Genomic DNA, 16478 nt, shown 5'->3' with positions numbered 1-16478 from the left:
TCGTTCCGGTACGGGTCAGAAGGGCGGCTCAGTCGCCCACTGGTCGTCGGCCACCGGACGTCCGGCTGGCGCTGCGGCCGGTCGTTGCCCGCCGGTCTTGGTGACCTTCGCGGTCGCGTTCTTCAGGCTCACCCCGACGTCCTCGACGTCGAGTTCGTACACGGTGCGTTTGACGCTCTCGCGATCCTCGTACGAGCGCTGCTTGAGGCGGCCCTGCACGATGACGCGGGTGCCGCGCGTAAGTGACTCGGCCGCGTTCTCCGCCGCCTGGCGCCACACGGCGCAGGTCAGGAACAGGCTCTCGCCGTCCTTCCACTCGTTGGTCTGCCGGTCAAAGGTGCGCGGGGTTGAGGCGACGCGGAACTTCGCCACGGCGGCGCCGGACGGGGTGAAGCGGAGTTCCGGGTCGTCGACCAGGTTGCCGATCAGGGTGATGACGGTCTCGCCTGCCACAGGAGGGCCTTTCAGGTGGGGCGCAGCCGCCCCGTCGTTGGGCGGGGCGGCACAGCGGGTTAGGAGAACAGGAGCTTCCAGGTGAGCGGTCCGGGGATGCCGTCCGCGTCGCCCTTGAGCTGGGAGTGCGCGCGCTGGAAGTCGCGGACGTTCCTCCGGTCCGCGTCCGACCACTTCGGACCCGGTCCGGACGTGTAGTGCTTGCCGTAGCCCTTCTTCACGAGTTGCTTGCCGAGGATCGTGATGTGGGAGTTGTTCTTTCCGGGGCCGAAGTACGAGGCGCCGGGGAACGGGGGCGCAGGCTTTGCAACGACCTTGCTGGGCAGGGAGCCGAGCAGCTTCTTGAGGGAGTCCGCGCCGGGGACGCCGTCCGCGGCCTTGCCGCTGTAGCCCAGCGACTTCTGGAAGTCGGCGTAGTTCGCGGTGTCGACGTCCGTCCACGTCGCGCCGGGGCCGGAGGTGTAGTGCTTGCCGAATCCCCGCTTCACCAGGGCCTCGCCGACCTTGGTCACGTGGGCGCCCTTGGCACCGTAGCCGTACGTCAGCCCGTCGAGGGTGACCTGGTAGCGGGCGATGGACGCCCCCGAGCCGGTGGAGCCGCCGGGGTCCGACGCAGGCTTGTAGCTTCCGGCCGGCATGCCCGCCTCCACCCAGGCGTAGAGCTTCGTGCCGGGGCAGGCCGTGGCGAACCCGTCCTTGTGCCCGCGCTTGGCCAGGGTGCGGCCGGTCTTCTTGCACGCCTCCTCATACAGGGCGCGGCACGCCGCGAGCGCCTTCGCACTGGGCTCCTGGCCGCCGCCAATGGCGATCTGCACGCCGATACCGGACACGTTGTGGTTCGGGCAGTGGGCGCCCTGGAGGTTCCAGCCGCGGCCCTCGTACACGTTCCCGGCCTGGTCGACTACGAAGTTGTAGCCGACGCCCGCCCAGCCCTGACCGCGGTGCTCGGCTTCGATGGCGCGCATGATCGCGTAGCCGGTGCGGGTGATCGGGGTGCCGCCGTCGTAATGCACGAAGAACTCGGTGCGGCGCGCGAGAGGGATGGTGGCCGGGGTGCCAATCCAGGGCTTCGCGCCCCACTTGGCGCGGGAGATGATCTGCATGGGTGGTGTGCCCTCCGGTGACTGTGGTCAGGGAGGGAGCACCGTGCAGGTCTGCTCCAGGTAGTGTCGCGCGCTGCCGGTCAGCCGTCGATCACCTCGGCGTCCACGACGCCGTCTTCCAGCTCCGGCGGGTCGGGGTACTGCACCGCGAACAGCGTCTTGTTCAGTCTCTCGGCGAGAGCCGTGAGGTCGACGCGTTCCTCCTGAGCGGCTTCGATGCTGTCCAAGCCAGTGATCTCGACAGCCAGAGCGGCGTCCTTGCCGTAATGGTGGCGGTGCTGACGCTCCAGATACCACGCGTCGGCACGCCAGTCCGGAGCCGTACGGTCCTCGGTGACCTCCTCGACGATCTGCCCGGTCTCTGGGTCCCGGAACTTCCTCGTCGTGACCTTCGTGACGATCCCGCCATCGGCGACCCGGCGAATGTTGGCCACGGCGCGGGCCGCAGCAACGGCGCGGGCCGTGCGGACCCTCTCGAACAAGGCGACGTACGCGTCCTCCTCCTCGTTCGGGGCCTGCCCGTCTTCTCTCGCGGCGATCTCGGCGCGGCCGCGGGCCATCCACCGGCGGTAGGTCGAGCTCGAGATGCCGGCCGCCTCGACGGCAAGCTCGACAGCGATGCCGGTCCGGCACGCGGCGACGATCCGGCCCTCGACCACCTCGGACAACAGGGTGGGGCGCCCTCCGATCTCGGGGCGGCGCGGCTTGCGGCGGTTGGACATGGCGGGGCTCCTCAGCGTCCGGGCGTGAACGCGTGCCCGCAGGCCGGGCAGGTGGTCAGACGTGCGCGTCCCTCGTCGTCCGGGCTGAGCCCGTCACCCTCGCCGTCCGCGCCTTCGTCAGGCAGGTGAAACACGGGCGCCTGGTCCTCGTTGACGGCGCCGGGCAGCGTCTCGGGATCGACCTGGCGCAGCAGGCTCTCCAGCTCGTCTTCAGGAATGGCGAGCGAGTCGAACAGCTCGGCGTCGGCGGTCACGATGTCTTCGAGGTACGTGGCGAGGGAACGAGGATGCCAGCCGCCGTCGGCGCCGATCTTGTTGAGCTTTATGTTCAGGGCCTTGGCCTCGGCGTCGGATCGGGAAGCCCACCCGCGTTGAACCGGGATGAGCCAGCCGCCGTCGTTGTCCAGGAGAAGCCCGTCCGGGAGCGGGGCGCCGCGCGACTGCATCTCGATCAGGGCGACACGGCGGCCGTGCCCGCCGAGGATGGTGCTGGTGCGCTCGTCGGCGATGGGCTGGTCGACGAAGCCGTGTGTGGTGATGCTCTCGATGATCCGCTCGACCTCGTGCTTCTTCGGGTTTCCGGGCGCGGGGGCGAGGTCGGTCAGCGGAATGTAGGTGGTGTGACGGGGTGCGGGCACGGTCTCGGTCACGGCAGTCCTTCCGGCGGTTCGGAGTGCCGGCGGCGGGCGCGGTCTGCGAGCCCGCGGACTTCAACCGCGGCGCCCCGCCTCGCAAGCGGGGCATGCCGTCATGGCCGGGCCGCTCCCGCCGCCGGGCCGGGACCGCCCTCTTTCCGGATGGGGCGGTACCGGGGCCCGTCCCGCCTCGGGCGACGTCACCAGGGGTGGGAGAGCCACGCGGAAAGTAGGGGGTACGGCTGACTTGTGTCGCGGGGCTGGCAATCTGCCGCCCCGATCTGCGAGTTCAGACGCGGGCGTGTACGCGATGCGACGCGTGCTGTACTATTTGCCGTGGCTGGGAGAGCAACCCAGCCACCTGGGCCTAGGTGTCACAGATTTCGCCAATCGACGTACTTACAGGCGAAGCCCTCTGCGCCCCGCCCAGGACAGACCCGAAAAGCCCTGGGCCACGCCCTGGGTGAGAAAGGACCCCCGCATGTCGTACGACGACGTCGACCAGACGCCGGAGCCCGTCCTGTCCCTGGGTGACGCCGCGCTCCTCTCGGTCTTCGCGAAGCTGTTCAAGGACCACGTCGTCCCCGCGATCGACGAGAAGATCGCCGCAGTGAAGGGTCCGCTCCTCACCGCGTACGACGACCCCGAGAGCAGCACAAAGTCCATCGACGCCAAGGTCAACGGCATCGCTGTCGCCACACACACGGTGGCGATCTCCAAGGACAAGTACGTCGTCGACGACGAGGAGGCGTTCAACGCCTTCGCGGAGGAACACGGCGAGGTCGAGGTGATCATCCAGGCCCGCCCCGCGTTCCGCGACAAGATGCTCAAGCTCTCGAAGTACGACAAGGCCACCGGCGCCATCGTTGACAAGACCACGGGCGAAGTGATCCCCGGCATCACCCGCATCCCCGGCGGCAAGCCCACCGGCTCGGTGTCCCTCCGCTGGAAGGAAGGCGGCCAGGAAGCCGTCTTGGAGGCGTTCCACAAGGGAGAGCTCGACAGTCTGCTGCGCGGTGTGCCCATGCTCCCCGCCGCGCCGGACCGCAGCCCCGAGCAGCAGTAGCCCCGCGCACCGTCGAACGACGGCCCGGCCGCCCCTCACCGCGGCCGGGCTCCCTCCCGAAGGACTACCGCCTTGTCCAGCAGAACCGTTGACATCGCACCGGCACTTGCCGGAGGCATGTCCGATCGTGCGTTTCGCCTGTACTGCTATTTCCTCCACTACAGCCGGGGCAGCTGGGTCACCGTCCAGGAAGCCGCCGACGCGTGCAGCCTGACCAACCACCAAGCTCGTGAACCCCTCTCCGAACTAAGGGCAGAGGGCATGGTCGAGTCCCGGCGCGTCTACGAGATGGGCGCCCACGGCCGCAAGACGTGGCACACCCACTTCCGCCTGCTGCCCGCGACGACGAACGAGGCAGCCGCGTGACCAACCGCAACGCGGTGCGCCGCAACCGCCGCGGACACTACGTCCAGGTCGAATCCACGACTGCCCGCGACACCCGCCTCAGCTACCGCGCCCTCGGCGTGCTCACGTACTGCCTCGATCAGTCCGACAGTTGGAACGTCCGCTCCGAACAACTCGCCCGGGGCGAGGGGCGCGAGGGACGCGATGCCGTACGCAAGGCCCTCCACGAACTGGCTGCACACGGGTACTACCGGCTTGAGCGACGTCGCTTCCTCGACGGTACGACCGGGATGGGCGCGGCGGTCAGTGAGTACCCCGTCGAGCAATGGGCCCAGGACTACGTCACCTTTGACAAGAAGCTCGACATCCCCGTCGTCGAGCAAGAAGACGGCAGCTTCCGCGTCCGCTACGCCGACGGCAGCCTCGGCCCCGACGGCTTCGCATCCAGCCCCGACGCACCCGCCGGGGAACCGGACAACGATGCGGCCGCCGACCCCGAACCGCAGCCGAAGCCGAAGAAGAAGCCGCGCACCACCCCGCCGGCCGCGGCCCGCGCTGCCGCCAAGAAGCAGGGCGACGAGCCGACGAGCAGCACCCCGGACACACAGGCGCAGCCCGGCGAAGAGAAGGAAGCGGCCAGGGAGAAGACGCCCGCGCAGGAAGTCGCCACGTGGTACTACGACCACGCCACGCAGCATCTCGGCCCGTACGCGGGCAAGAAGCGGTCTGGCTGGTACTTCGGCCTCCTCAAGCTCAGCGAGCAGGCCCTGGATGCGCAGTACACGCAGAAACAGGTAGCCAAGGCATTTCAGCGCACGGGCGTCCATTTCCCGACAGCGCACCAGTTCCAACGGGCGCTGAGTGACGAGCGGAACAACAGGCCTATGCCCGCCCAGTACGGCGGCCGTCCCGCCCCCTACAGCGACGCTGCGACCTGGGGCGTGAACGACAAGGCCAGCCCTGCGCCCGCGCACATCCCCGAAGTCCACGACGACGGTGCCGAGTTCGGCATCGTCCCTGCCTGACGCCAAGGAGAACGAGCGGTGAGCACCATGGCAGCAGAGCGCTTCATCCCCGAGCGCGAGCCGAAGCGACTGTTCGAGGTCACCGACCGACTGCTTGCGGTCCTGCGACGTGGAGGGGCCGACCTCTCGCAGCTCGGCATACCTGCCCTGCCCGATGAGGGCGATGAACTCGAACTGTGGGAAGACGTGTCCGTACCGCAGGCCAACGCCCGCGCACTTGCATGGAAGAACAGCATGAAGGCCGCTGATCACGACGACTACCTGAAGTGGCGGTTCGCCGATCTCGACGATTACCAGCGGCCCCAGGCGCTCGGCGGCTGGCTCGACTCGCTTGTCGAGGCCAAGAGGAAGAAGGCGCGGCCCAGCACCATGCACTTCATCGTGTCCGGGAACATCGGCTCGGGGAAGACCACGGCGGTCGCCGCGCTCGGTAACGAGGCGGCGGAGCGTGGCTTGCTCGTGCGGTTTGTGCAGCACTCCACGTACCTCACCTGGCGCCGCCCCGACGGTGGCCCCGACGGGCTGAGCCGCTTCGAGATCCGGAGGCGGCACGTCGAGGACCCGGACCTGCTGATCCTTGACGAACTGTGTGGCGAGATGGACGGCGTGCAGACGGAGTTCGTCCGCAGGGAGACGACCGACCTGGTCGGCTCCCGGCTCGCCTCCGGCCGCCCCACCGTGTTCTCGACCAACCTCAAGCGCGACGGCATCAAGGCGGTGCTGGGCGAACGGCTCCTCTCGCGCATTGAGGACCGGGCGTACCTGGCGAAGGTGGTCGGGCCGGACCGGCGCACTCCACGCAAGCCGCTCGACTGGTGAACTCGAGCCCGTGAAACGGGGGGTGGCGCCGCGGACAACGATCAGGTGCAGCGAGGCAGACGCGGACGCTATATCGTTTGGGCAACCCGAGGACCGACGAGCATAGGTCCCTCGGGAAGACCCGAACGAAAGGGACGTGTCTTGCCGAAGCTGCCCACCATACGTGCCATCACCCAGGGCGAGCGGGAGCTGCGAGATTGGCACCGCAACCTGCGCATCGGAGCCGCGGCCGCAGGCTTCGGGATGATGCTCGCCTCCCTCTACCAACTCCACTGGGCAGGAACGCTCATCGGCTTCCCCGGCCTCGCCGCCGGCGCGATGGCGGTCGCCCTCGAACTACTCCTTGCCTTCAACGCCGGTGCGGTCACCTCGATCCGCCGACGCGGCGCGGACGGCCGCGAGGGCGGCTACTACTGGTCGCTCTGGCTGATCTTCGGATTCCTGCTATGCATCTCGATCGCCGCGAACGTGGGCCACGCCGTGGTCGCGCTGAGCGAGTGGTTCAGCACGGGCGGCGCACCGACCGTCATGGCGGACAACCAGGTCTACGTGTACGTCGTCGGGAGCGCCGTCGCCGCGATGGTGCCGCTCGGCGGCAGCTTCGGACTGCACATCTCCGGCTTCGTCCGGGCGCGCGGTGCGGGATCGGACTGGGTCGACGAGAACGGGACAGGGGCACTGCTCGACGCGGTGGCCTCGCTGCCCACTCCCCGGAAGGCGTCAGCAGCTCCGCGCCCTGCGGCGAAGACCCCGGCACCGAAGCCCAAGGCGCCGGAGCAGGGCGACGAACAGGCGCCCGCACCGCAGGACGAGGAGCCAAAGCCGGAGGAGCAAGAGTCCGAGACCGCACCGGAGATCGAGCCGGTGACCGTGCTGGCCGAGGAGGAGCTGTACGCCCTCTACAAGGAGGCCAAGGACGCAGGCGAGGAGCACCGCTTCGGTACGCGTGGAGACCTGAACCCGACGCAACTCGGCCGCCGAATAGGGCAGAGCCCCCAGAATGGGCGGAAGAACGTCGGCCCGCGCTTCGAGGCCCGCTACCGGGCGGAGAAACTGGGGGAGCGCGGCGACGGCGTGAACCTGGAAGGGCTTGAGGCCCGTAGCGATTCCGCTCAGGCATCCTGACGTTCTGCACCTAACCCGCGGCGGGCGCACCCGATTCGGGGCGCTCGCCGCTGGCACGATCGGACGCCTCCATGACCACTGAGACCCTGGCCCGGCTCGCAGTCGCCCGCGCGTACCGCGACCTGTCCGATGTCGCCCGGCACGGCGTGGGCAACATCAACTCCAGCGCGGGCGCTCGTGTGCGGATCGAGGAGGCGCGGCGATTGCGGGTGCTGGCCAACGAACTCGTCGACCTGGTAGTGCTCAGCGAAGCCCTGGCAGGGACGTCGTGGCAGGTGATCACGCAGGCCCTGAACCGGCGCGACGCCCGAACGGCGCAGAGCGAGTACGCGGAGGCGGTCACCGAGTGGCAGGCCGCGCCGACGGAGGCGTTCGAGGGGATCGACGGCGATGCGCGAGACCTGGACACCTGGTACCGGGTACACCGCGACGACGCGGATCCGGTAGCGGAGAATCCGGCCTCTGGCCTGCTGCAAGCGGATTGATTCTCGGCCCCGAACCGTTAGAATAGTACAGCGGACGTCAGGGCGAGAGGCTAGGGCCCTGTACGCCGCAGCATCCGGGAGAGCAACCCGGAAGACCCGAAGCGAAAGGCCCCCATTCCGTGGCTGGAATCACCGTGCCCCAGCGCACTCGCAAGAGCCGGAAGCCCACCGGCAAGCCGAACCCGCCCATCATCCTGCTCACCGGCCCCGAGAAGTCCGGCAAGAGCTACGAAGCCGCCCGCGGCTCCGGCTCCGACCTCATCGGCACGACCTACTGGATCGAGATTGGCGGCACCGAGGGGACCGCCGACTACTACGGTCGCGTGCCCGGCGCCGACTACGAGATCGTTTCGCACGACGGCTCGTACCAGGACATCCTTGACGCGATCCGCTGGGTGAACCACCAGCCCCGCGTCGACGGCAAGCCGAACATGCTGGTCATCGACTCCATGACCTCGCTGTGGGACATGCTCAGCGACGAGATCGCCATGTACGCGCGCAACCGAGCCATTCGCAAAGCGCAGCGCAACCGCTCCCGAGTGCCCACCCTTGACGATCCGGTCGTCATCGACTCTGACCTGTGGAACCGGGCCAAGGACCGCTGGGGCGAGGTCCTGTGGCTCCTGCGTCGCCACCAGGGCCCGTGCCTGCTGCTCGCCCGAACCGAGATCGTCACCGCATTCGAGAACGACAAGCCGACCCGCAACACCACCCGGAAGGTGAAGGCGGAGAAGAACTTGCCCGCGGCCGTCGACGCGATCGTGGACCTGCACGCCATCGGCGAAGCATGGCTCACCGGCGTGCGCAGCCTGCACATGGAGATCCAGCCCGGTGAGACCCAGCGGTTCCACGACTTCACCTTGGACACCCTGCTGCGCCGCCTTGGCCTGCACGACGCCGCCGAGTCCCGCTCCGCATACGAGGTCCGCCCCGACGCCGACCTGACCGAGCAGAACCAGCAGCCGCAGCAATCCGCCCCGCGACAGCCCGCGGCACGACAGGCCCAGCCCCTCACCGGAGAGCAGGCCGCCAAGATGATCCGCGACGCCCTCATGCACCCCACGGACCCAGAGAACGCCCTGCGCGAGCTGCGGGAGGAGCACGGCCGCCGCACCCTCAAGGCCGTGAAGACGGAGACCGCGTGGGGCGTGATGAGCGCCGACGAGCTGATCACGAAGTCGCTCGACCACCTCAAGTCCAAAGCCGAAGAAGCGCAGGCCAGCGAGAGCGGCATCAACCCGCTCGGCGAGGGGCAGACGCCGTCCGACCAGACCGGCGACGAGGACCGGCATGATCCGTCGGACGGGACAGAGTCCGAGCCGGACGGGGAGGAGACTCCGCCGCCCCCGGACCCGGACGCCGAGCCGCCCGTGACCGAGCGGCCCGAGGACGTCAGCGAGGCGGAGGAGCCGCAGGACCTTCCCCGGCCCCGGACCGCCCAGACGAAGCGGGTCAACAGGGTGATGTCGGTGCTGCTCACCGAGGCAGAGATCCAGGCCCGCATCCTGGGCCTGTCCATGCAAGAGCATCTGGAGCCGATTGCCGACCCGAACAACGAGGCCACGCCGCCGCCGATGACCAAGCTGCGGACGCACGTCCTGGAGCACCGTCCCATGGTCATTGCCCTCCTGGAGGAAAACGGCGAGCGGAACATCGCCAACGCCTACCGCCTCGCAGGTAAGCCGGAGCTGAAGATCGCCGACATGTTCGCGCCCCTCTACGCCGACCTCGCCACCGTCGGATGACGTGACGTGAGGTGACGCGCGCCGGGCCCGCCGTGATCTGTCATATCGGGGGAGTGGGGCACGCCCGCCGCATCACGGCACGTCACCTGCCGAAGGCGCGCCCGCGCGACCCAGCCACCGCACGGGCGCGCCTTCGACATGTCCGACGAGCGCGCGCCCCTCGTCCCGACGGCGCGCTACAGGCGGGAACGGCGCGCCACCTGTACCGCGCCAGGCGCGCCCCGCCCGGCATCAACGCCGAGCGCACCAGGAGCGCGCGCTATCCGTTGGCGCGCCATCCTCAGCCCAGGCGCGCCCCGCCAGGGCGCGCCGGCACTCTGGGGGCGCGCCACCAGGCAGGCGCGCCGCGCACCCAATGGACGCGCTACCAGGCGGCGCGCCACCCGTTGACCTGCGGATTCGTGAGGCGCGCCCGATCCGAAGCGCGCCCAGTCACGCCCGACGCGCCTTGGTGGCTCGGGCGCCGTACGGCCAGGGACGAGCGCGCCTCGATGGCGCGCGGTGCGCTCGGACATGAAGACGGGCGCGCCCAATCCGGGCGCGCCCAAGATGAGGGTGGCGCGTCAGTTCGCCGGGTGGCCCTGCCCCCGGCGCGCGGCGCGCTTCTCCCTGCGTACCTCGTCGCGCGCCTTCTGCGCATCCGCGCGCACCGCGTTGCGTAGTCGGGAGAACTCCTCGGGGTACTTCTCGGCGAGTAGCCGCATCGCCTGGAGACGGTAGTTTGGCGCGGTCGGCATCCGGCCCCACCGTGCCACCGAGTAGTTCAGGGTGTACTGCAGGAATCGCAGCTCAGCCTCCAGCCGCGAGCGCAGCTGCGAGATGCGCGCGGCGTGCTCCTTGCGTGACTCGTCCTCCACGGGAGGCAGGAATTTCTCGGGGGTCCGCATCATCTGGATGGCCAGAGCTTGTGTGCGTGGCGCCACCTCGGGTGAGCGGAAGGCGAGGCCCTGAACGGCGTCGCGACCTGACCGCGCGCGGCCGGCGACCTGCCGGACGAACTTCGACCACTCTTCGGCAAACGCCTCGTCGTCGAGCTGCACCAGGTACTCGGCCTCGTCGAACGCCTCGTCCTCGACCGCGGCCACGATGGGCTGCCGGGCCTCCTGGAGCTGAGCACGGAAGGCGCTGATCCGGGCCTGGTAGTCGCGCTTGGACTCGCCGTCGCGCCTGACCACGACAGACTTGAACTCGCGGGCTGCGCGATCGGCCGCGGTGAGCGTCCGGCTGGCCAGGTCCCGTGAGCGGAAGGCAGCCGCCTGGACCTCCCGGGGGACTCTCCGGTCCGTGCCGCCCTGTACGAAAATGGTCCACGCCTCGAAGAACGCCTGATGCGACATCTCCGTCAGGCGCTTGACCTCTGCCGTGACCTTCTCGGCAGGTGGCTGCGCGTCGGCCATTCCCGCGGCTCCTCCTGGTGCGTAGTAGGCGATGGCCGCCTCGCGACCGAACCCACTCCGTGTGCCGGGTCTACGCAGGAGCAACCGCTCTCCGGCCCTGGGCGCTCTGCACGCGCGCAGTGGTCTCGGACCTGTTTCCCTGGCATGACCCCGGTCGAAAGGGAATCCCCAAAGAACCGGATACCAGCAAGCCCTCAACGCAGTGAGTTCGGCGGCGAGGCGGCCACCTTCGTGCGGATGATACCCGCCGGCGCCCGGCGGCCATCCACCCGCAGCGCTATCCGGCCGCTTCTGGGGGCTTCGGGCTGGTAACCGACTCGATCGCCGGGGCGACCTTGCTCGGCTTCCAGATCAGGTCGTACGTCGCCTGTGAGGCGGCGAGGACTGCAGCGATCGTGGCGAAGGTGAGCGTGCCGTGCTGGAACTGCTCCCAGCCGCCGGACGCCGCCACGGTGACGACGCCCGCAACCAGGGCGAGGACGACGGCCACCACCTTCTTCACCTCCGCCGACCAGGCCGGGCGCTGGACGATCGCGGTGAGCAGCGGGAGGAGGGCGCCGACCTGAGCGCCGGTGGTGATGGAGTCGAGAGTCGACATGGGAGTTCTGCCCTTCTACTGGGTGATGTGGCGGGCAGAGCGTGCGGGTGCCGGCGGGCTTGTGTCGTGCGCTGGGCTACTCGGTGTCGCGCTGCTCGACGTCGGCGGCGATCTCGTTGGGCGGGTCCGGCGCCGGACGGTGCAGCACGTGGTGGACCAGGTCGCGCAGGTCGTGGATGTACTCGATCGCGGCGGCCTTCCAGCGGCGCCACTGCCGCTGTTCCTCCTGAAGGTGCTCGACGCGGCGCTCGAGGTCGCTGTACTTCGCTTCGAGGGACGCCATCCGCTCCAGGGTCTGGGTCGCGGCCGCGCGTTGCTGCTCCAGGAGGCTCGTGAATCCGTCAGTAACGGTCTTCACCGCGGACACCTGGGCGTCGCTGTCGTTCTTGCGCTTGTTCTGCCGGTATACCAGCCACGCGCCGCCCAGTCCGCCGATCATCCCGAAGAGGGGAGCGAGTACGGGCGCCAGCGAGACGAGCCCATCCACTGGCACTCTCCTCGGTCGGTCGGTCATAAGGTGCGCGGGAGCCGGGACCGCCGAGGGTCCGCGGCTCCCCACAGCGCGTACGGTGCCGCGCCGTGCGGCTTGCGTCGCGCCCCAACCTCCTGTCAGGGACTGGCCGCTTCCTGCTGGTCGGGCGTGACGCCGGCGGTGATGTTCCAGGCGCTCCGAACGGCGGCAAGGATGAGGTCGTCGCTTACGGCTGCTTGGGCGCTGTCGGGGGTGTCGGAGATGTATCCGGCGGCGGCTGCGGCGGAGACGGCGGGGTCTGCGGCGATGACCGGGGCAAGTCCGGGGGTGTTCCAGTCGCCGGGGTTGAGGACGGTTCTGGCGAGAGAAACGCGCAGTGGGTTTCCGGGGGTGGTGGGATCCTCGGCGAGGATTTCCCGGGCGACGCGGGTGAAGGCGGCGCGGACCCTGGCGGCGAACTTGGTGTTGCGCATCAGCAGGTCGTGTTCGCTGAGCAGCGTGGACACGGACATGGCGACCTCCAGGGCTACTTGGTGTAGGTGACGCGGAGCTGCGGGGGGTAGGTCTCGCCGACGCCGCGGGCGGAGCCGTAGTACGTCGAGGAGGTGCTGTTGGGGTCGAGGGCGATGCCGCGCCAGGTGGTGGAGTCGAAGACGCTCGTGATGTCGACCCATTTGCCCTGATTGCGAGCCCAGGTGACGGACTTGGCCTCGGAGTCCGAAGAGAAGGTGCTCGGGCGCGAGGTGTGCTTGTGGGCCTTGATGACGGCCGTTCCGCCCGAGTTCGAGTACCAGTGGTCAAAGTAGAGGTAGATCTCTGCTTTGTTGATCGTTGCGCCTGACAGGTCGGTGCCCAGGGCCGCCGGAAAGCCCACCAGCGAGGCTTGTGTGCCGTTGGTGGAGCTGTAGTAGCCGCACATCATCTGGTTGCCGTAGTAGCTGTTGTAGGCGCCGCGGTTGGCGTACGAGCCCGACCAGCTCGCCGCGTAGGTCTTGGTGTACGTCTTCTTCGGCGGAGTCGAGGTGCCGCCGCCGGTGTTGTACTGGCCGGTCTCCGGGATGTACGGGCCGACGTCTTCGACGTAGAAGAGCCCGTGGTAGGTGGTCCCGCCGAGGAGGTTCACCGTCTGGCCGCTCGGCCCGCCCTGGCACCGGAACGTCGTCAGAAGCCGGTGCAGTCCAGCGCCGAAGGCTGCTCCGGACCGGATCGTTTCCATGCGGACGCGCCGCAGGCCAGCGGTTGGCATGGGGTGGATGGCGGACTGGATCTGTGGCGAGCCGATCGTTGGGGCTGAAGCCCCACCGTCCTTGAGCGCAAGCACCAGTTCGCCGCCCGCGGCGGACGGGTCGGCATAGCAATCCAGGACGACGCGGTACATGCGGCTGGTGTCAGATTCGAAGGACAGCTCGACATAGCCGAAGTCAGTGGTGCTCGCCGAGACAGAAGTAGCCTGGTAGTCGATGGCGACGAGTCCACGGGCGGAGCTCGACATCAGGCCCTTGATGGGGTCGCCGCCCACGGTCAGGTCACCGGCCACGCTGAGGTCGCCGAATCCCGCGTTGCCGAACTGGTCCACGGTGGCGACGGCTTGCCCGTCGTTGGAGAACGTCAGATAGTTCGGCCTGCCCGTGACGAGAGCGACCGCCTCCTGGTCGTCGCCGTCGTAGAGCATGAGACCGAGCGGGGACAGCTCTGCGCGGCCGCCGGCGGAGCCGGAGCTGAGGACTGGACGCGCCTGGGCGTTGTCGTACGACACCGTTCCCGAGGTGGAGTCCACGGTGGATAGCGCGATGCGGACCCGCACAGTGCCGACCGGCGCCGCTTCGGGCGGCACACCCTGGATGCGCTGCCAGGATCCCCGCACCACGTTGCCGTCCCCGGTGGTGATGGTGCTGTACCCGAGCGTCGCGCCGGCGGCGTCCTCCCAGCGGGCGTAGATGCTCACCCGGACCCCGGCCCAGTCGCTGGAGGCGAAGTAGTCCATGGCCAGGAACATCTTCTGGCCGGGCACCGCGGGAGCCAGGGCGAGGGTGAGCGTACGGGTGGTGGCCGCCGCGGCGGTGGCGTTGACCTGCACAGCGCGCGGGGTGTTGTTGCCGGGGGTGACGGCCGACCACCACGTCTGTCCCACGAGCCGCTGGTCGCTGGCGGCCCCCTCGAACGAGGGGTCGGCTATGAGGTTGCCGTCCGTGCCGAGGGAGAGCTTGTCGGCGGTGATGGCACCGGCCTTGATGTGGTTGGCGTCGATCGCTCCGGCCTCGATCTTGGAGGCGGTGACGGAGTTGACGGCGAGCTTGTCCGCGGTGACGGACAGGGCGTTGAGCTTGTCCGTGGTGATGGCGAGGGAAGCGATTTTCTCGGCAGTCACCGCGAGCGCGACGAGCTTGTCGGTGGTGATGGCTCCGGCGAGGATCTTCGGCGCGGTGATCGCGCCGTCGGCGATCTGCACACCGGGGACGACCGGGCGGACAGCGGCGTTGTCGAACCAGGCATCACCAGCAGTGGTGTTGGCGTTCTGCAGGCGGATGCTCGCGCGTACAGTGCCAGCCGGGGCGGTGACGGTGCCCGTGAGGCGGGTCCAGGACTCGCGCACGGGTGTCGTGCCGGAGCCGACGACGCCGTAGCCGAGGATGGCGCCCGCCGAGTCCTCCCAGCGGGCCATGATGTTGACGGAGTTCCCAGCCCAGTCCGCCGACAGGTAGTAGTCGCACGCGAGGTAGAGCTGGTCCCCGGCGAGGGCGGGTATCAGCGTGAGGGGAACGTCGCGGTAGACGGCCGTGGCCGACCGGCCGTCCATCTTTATCGAGGATGCGGAGCCGTTGCCGCGGGTCTTGTCCTGCGTGGCGTACGACAGGTCCTTGACCAGCGTCGCGGTCAGGATGCCCTCGAAGGACGGGTCGGGCAGGATGTTGCTGCCGCCGGTGACCGTCAACTTGTCGGTGGTCACCGAGCCGGCCGCGAGCTCGATGGCGGTCACGGAGTTCGCCTGTATCTCGCGCGCGCCGATCGCGTCGGCCGCCACCTTCCCGGCAGTCACGGAGTCGGTAGCGAGCGCCGCGGTGGTCACCGAGCCGACCACCAGGTTCGTGCTGTCGACCAGGCCCGTCTTCAGCGCCTCGACGGTGACCGCGTCGACCTGCATGAGGTTCGGCGAGTTGGCGACCAACTCCGAGGCATAGTTCAGCCACAGGTACGGGACGATGAACCGCACGTTCTGGTGGACCAGGCCCGCTGTACGCGGATCGCCGTTCGGGCCGGCCGAGCCGTTCGCCCCGGCGGCCGCGCGGTCCTTGAGATAGCCGACGACGGTCACCCACCCGTCCCCGGTGGTGATCGAGCGGCCGGAGGCGGCGGCGTAGTAGTGGCTGTTCGTGGAATCGGCTCCGTTGCGGTTGACCAGGGTCGTCTCGTCCGCTCCGATGCCGAGCGCGCCCACGTAGAACGAGTCCGTGCCCGTGGGCAGGGGCGCGGTAAGGCGGATGCGGGCGCTGATCCGATACAGCGTTCCGGGCTCGTACGGGATGAGCGTCGTTCCGCGTACGCGGATGAAGCCGGACGCCTGCCCGACGGTGTGCCCGGTCGGAGCGTCGGCGATCCCCGATAGGTGCGCCCAGGCGGCCCCGGTGCCCTTGCCCACGATCTGCCAGGCGGCCGGTTCGGCCATGGCGTCGACGTAGCGCTGAGCGGCGCTGTCGGAGAGGGCGCCGCCCAGGGCGTTCATGGTGACCGCGCCCTGGGCGATCTTGTCGAGGGTGACCGCAGCCTTGGACAGCTTGTCTTCAAGGACCGCGCCGGAGGCGAGAGCTGTGGAGCCGACCGCGCCGAGCGCGATCTTCGCCGCGGTCACCGCGCTCTGGGCGAGCTTCGTCTCGGTGACGATCCCGTCGATCAAGTCCTGCGGCACGGCCTGCCGCGGGGTGCCCTCCGTCGCGAGCGACGCGGGCCCGGTGAGCGCCGCGGTGTTCGCCCCGACGAGGCGCACCCACACCGGGGCGTAGCCCTCGATGGCGATCGTGACGGTGCCGCCCAGCGGCGCAGTGATCGTGGCGACGAGGGTGGAGAGGTCGGGGGTGAAGTCGGCGGCCGGCCCGACGTGGACCTGGATGAGGGAGAAGTCGGAGGGGGTTGTGTAGGAGTCGTCCCACAGCCCGTCCCAGCCGACGAGCAGACCGGCGAGGACCGGTTCAACGGTGGGCGGGCTCGGCGTTGGCGGCGGAGCGGTGTTGACCGGGACCAGGGCCACGCCACCGTCGGGCTGGACGCCGACCGAGCCCTTCAGGGTGCCATCGGCGTCGTAGATGTCCATCGAGCCGCCCTCGATGGAGGTGTGGGCGGCCTGCGTGGTGCGCTCCAATGCCTGGAGCCTGCGGTCGTACTCCGCCAGCAGCTTCGCGAGCTGTGTGGCGTCCGACTGCGTGTCCAGGAAGTTGACCATGGCGCGGATGCTGCGAGGCCGCGGGGGCTTACGTCGCGCGCTGCCCGCGCCCG

The 16478-nt window shown here is 69.3% G+C and carries 16 protein-coding genes; 7 read left to right on the top strand and 9 right to left on the bottom strand.

Going from position 1 to position 16478, the window contains the following annotated elements; all coding sequences use genetic code 11:
* Positions 1 to 15 precede the first annotated feature (15 nt).
* The 4 genes from AC0699_RS20085 to AC0699_RS20070 form a co-directional block, all read right to left on the bottom strand.
* Entirely contained in the window at positions 16 to 453 is a 438-nt protein-coding gene (locus AC0699_RS20085; RefSeq protein WP_478661925.1) for a single-stranded DNA-binding protein, read from the bottom strand.
* A 59-nt stretch (positions 454 to 512) separates the two neighbouring features.
* Positions 513 to 1556, bottom strand: coding sequence for a peptidoglycan-binding protein (locus AC0699_RS20080; RefSeq protein WP_478661922.1), 1044 nt, complete (start codon positions 1554 to 1556; stop codon positions 513 to 515).
* Positions 1557 to 1636: 80 nt separating this feature from the next.
* Entirely contained in the window at positions 1637 to 2278 is a 642-nt protein-coding gene (locus tag AC0699_RS20075; protein ID WP_478661920.1) for a hypothetical protein, read from the bottom strand.
* Between the two features lie 11 nt (positions 2279 to 2289).
* A complete protein-coding gene (locus tag AC0699_RS20070) occupies positions 2290 to 2928 on the bottom strand; it encodes a ParB N-terminal domain-containing protein (RefSeq protein ID WP_478661917.1) in 639 nt (212 codons plus the stop codon).
* A 466-nt stretch (positions 2929 to 3394) separates the two neighbouring features.
* Between AC0699_RS20070 and AC0699_RS20065 the strand changes: the two genes are divergently transcribed.
* The 7 genes from AC0699_RS20065 to AC0699_RS20035 all read left to right on the top strand — a co-directional run bounded on the left by AC0699_RS20065 (position 3395) and on the right by AC0699_RS20035 (position 9523).
* Positions 3395 to 3979 carry a hypothetical protein gene (locus AC0699_RS20065; protein WP_478661915.1) on the top strand — a complete coding sequence of 195 codons (585 nt, stop codon included), beginning with the start codon at positions 3395 to 3397 and terminating at the stop codon, positions 3977 to 3979.
* A 117-nt stretch (positions 3980 to 4096) separates the two neighbouring features.
* On the top strand, positions 4097 to 4345 hold the full coding sequence (locus AC0699_RS20060; protein ID WP_478661913.1) for a FaeA/PapI family transcriptional regulator: 249 nt from the start codon (positions 4097 to 4099) through the stop codon (positions 4343 to 4345).
* Complete coding sequence (locus AC0699_RS20055) at positions 4342 to 5349, top strand: hypothetical protein (protein ID WP_478661911.1); 1008 nt, start codon at positions 4342 to 4344, stop codon at positions 5347 to 5349. The genes AC0699_RS20060 and AC0699_RS20055 overlap by 4 nt, the downstream gene beginning before the upstream one ends.
* Positions 5350 to 5367: 18 nt before the next feature.
* On the top strand, positions 5368 to 6168 hold the full coding sequence (locus tag AC0699_RS20050; RefSeq protein ID WP_478661909.1) for a P-loop NTPase family protein: 801 nt from the start codon (positions 5368 to 5370) through the stop codon (positions 6166 to 6168).
* A 141-nt stretch (positions 6169 to 6309) separates the two neighbouring features.
* Positions 6310 to 7293: a hypothetical protein gene (locus tag AC0699_RS20045; RefSeq protein ID WP_478661906.1), complete on the top strand. Its 984-nt coding sequence runs from the start codon at positions 6310 to 6312 to the stop codon at positions 7291 to 7293.
* 71 nt (positions 7294 to 7364) lie between these two features.
* Positions 7365 to 7778: a hypothetical protein gene (locus AC0699_RS20040; protein ID WP_478661904.1), complete on the top strand. Its 414-nt coding sequence runs from the start codon at positions 7365 to 7367 to the stop codon at positions 7776 to 7778.
* 119 nt (positions 7779 to 7897) lie between these two features.
* Positions 7898 to 9523, top strand: a complete 1626-nt coding sequence (locus AC0699_RS20035; protein WP_478661901.1) for a DEAD/DEAH box helicase family protein — start codon at positions 7898 to 7900, stop codon at positions 9521 to 9523.
* Between the two features lie 563 nt (positions 9524 to 10086).
* Here the strand turns inward: AC0699_RS20035 and AC0699_RS20030 are convergent.
* From AC0699_RS20030 to AC0699_RS20010, 5 genes are all read right to left on the bottom strand, one after another.
* Positions 10087 to 10920, bottom strand: a complete 834-nt coding sequence (locus tag AC0699_RS20030; protein ID WP_478661899.1) for a hypothetical protein — start codon at positions 10918 to 10920, stop codon at positions 10087 to 10089.
* Positions 10921 to 11197: 277 nt separating this feature from the next.
* A complete protein-coding gene (locus AC0699_RS20025) occupies positions 11198 to 11518 on the bottom strand; it encodes a hypothetical protein (RefSeq protein WP_478661897.1) in 321 nt (106 codons plus the stop codon).
* A 76-nt stretch (positions 11519 to 11594) separates the two neighbouring features.
* Complete coding sequence (locus AC0699_RS20020) at positions 11595 to 12005, bottom strand: hypothetical protein (protein WP_478661895.1); 411 nt, start codon at positions 12003 to 12005, stop codon at positions 11595 to 11597.
* A 122-nt stretch (positions 12006 to 12127) separates the two neighbouring features.
* On the bottom strand, positions 12128 to 12502 hold the full coding sequence (locus AC0699_RS20015) for a hypothetical protein (protein WP_478661892.1): 375 nt from the start codon (positions 12500 to 12502) through the stop codon (positions 12128 to 12130).
* Positions 12503 to 12516: 14 nt separating this feature from the next.
* Positions 12517 to 16425, bottom strand: coding sequence for a hypothetical protein (locus AC0699_RS20010; protein WP_478661890.1), 3909 nt, complete (start codon positions 16423 to 16425; stop codon positions 12517 to 12519).
* Positions 16426 to 16478: the final 53 nt, after the last annotated feature.

Source organism: Streptomyces sp. NPDC043870 (assembly GCF_056435785.1).
The sequence above is the reverse complement of the archived record's forward strand: the minus strand, read 5'-3'. Positions and strand labels throughout refer to the sequence as shown.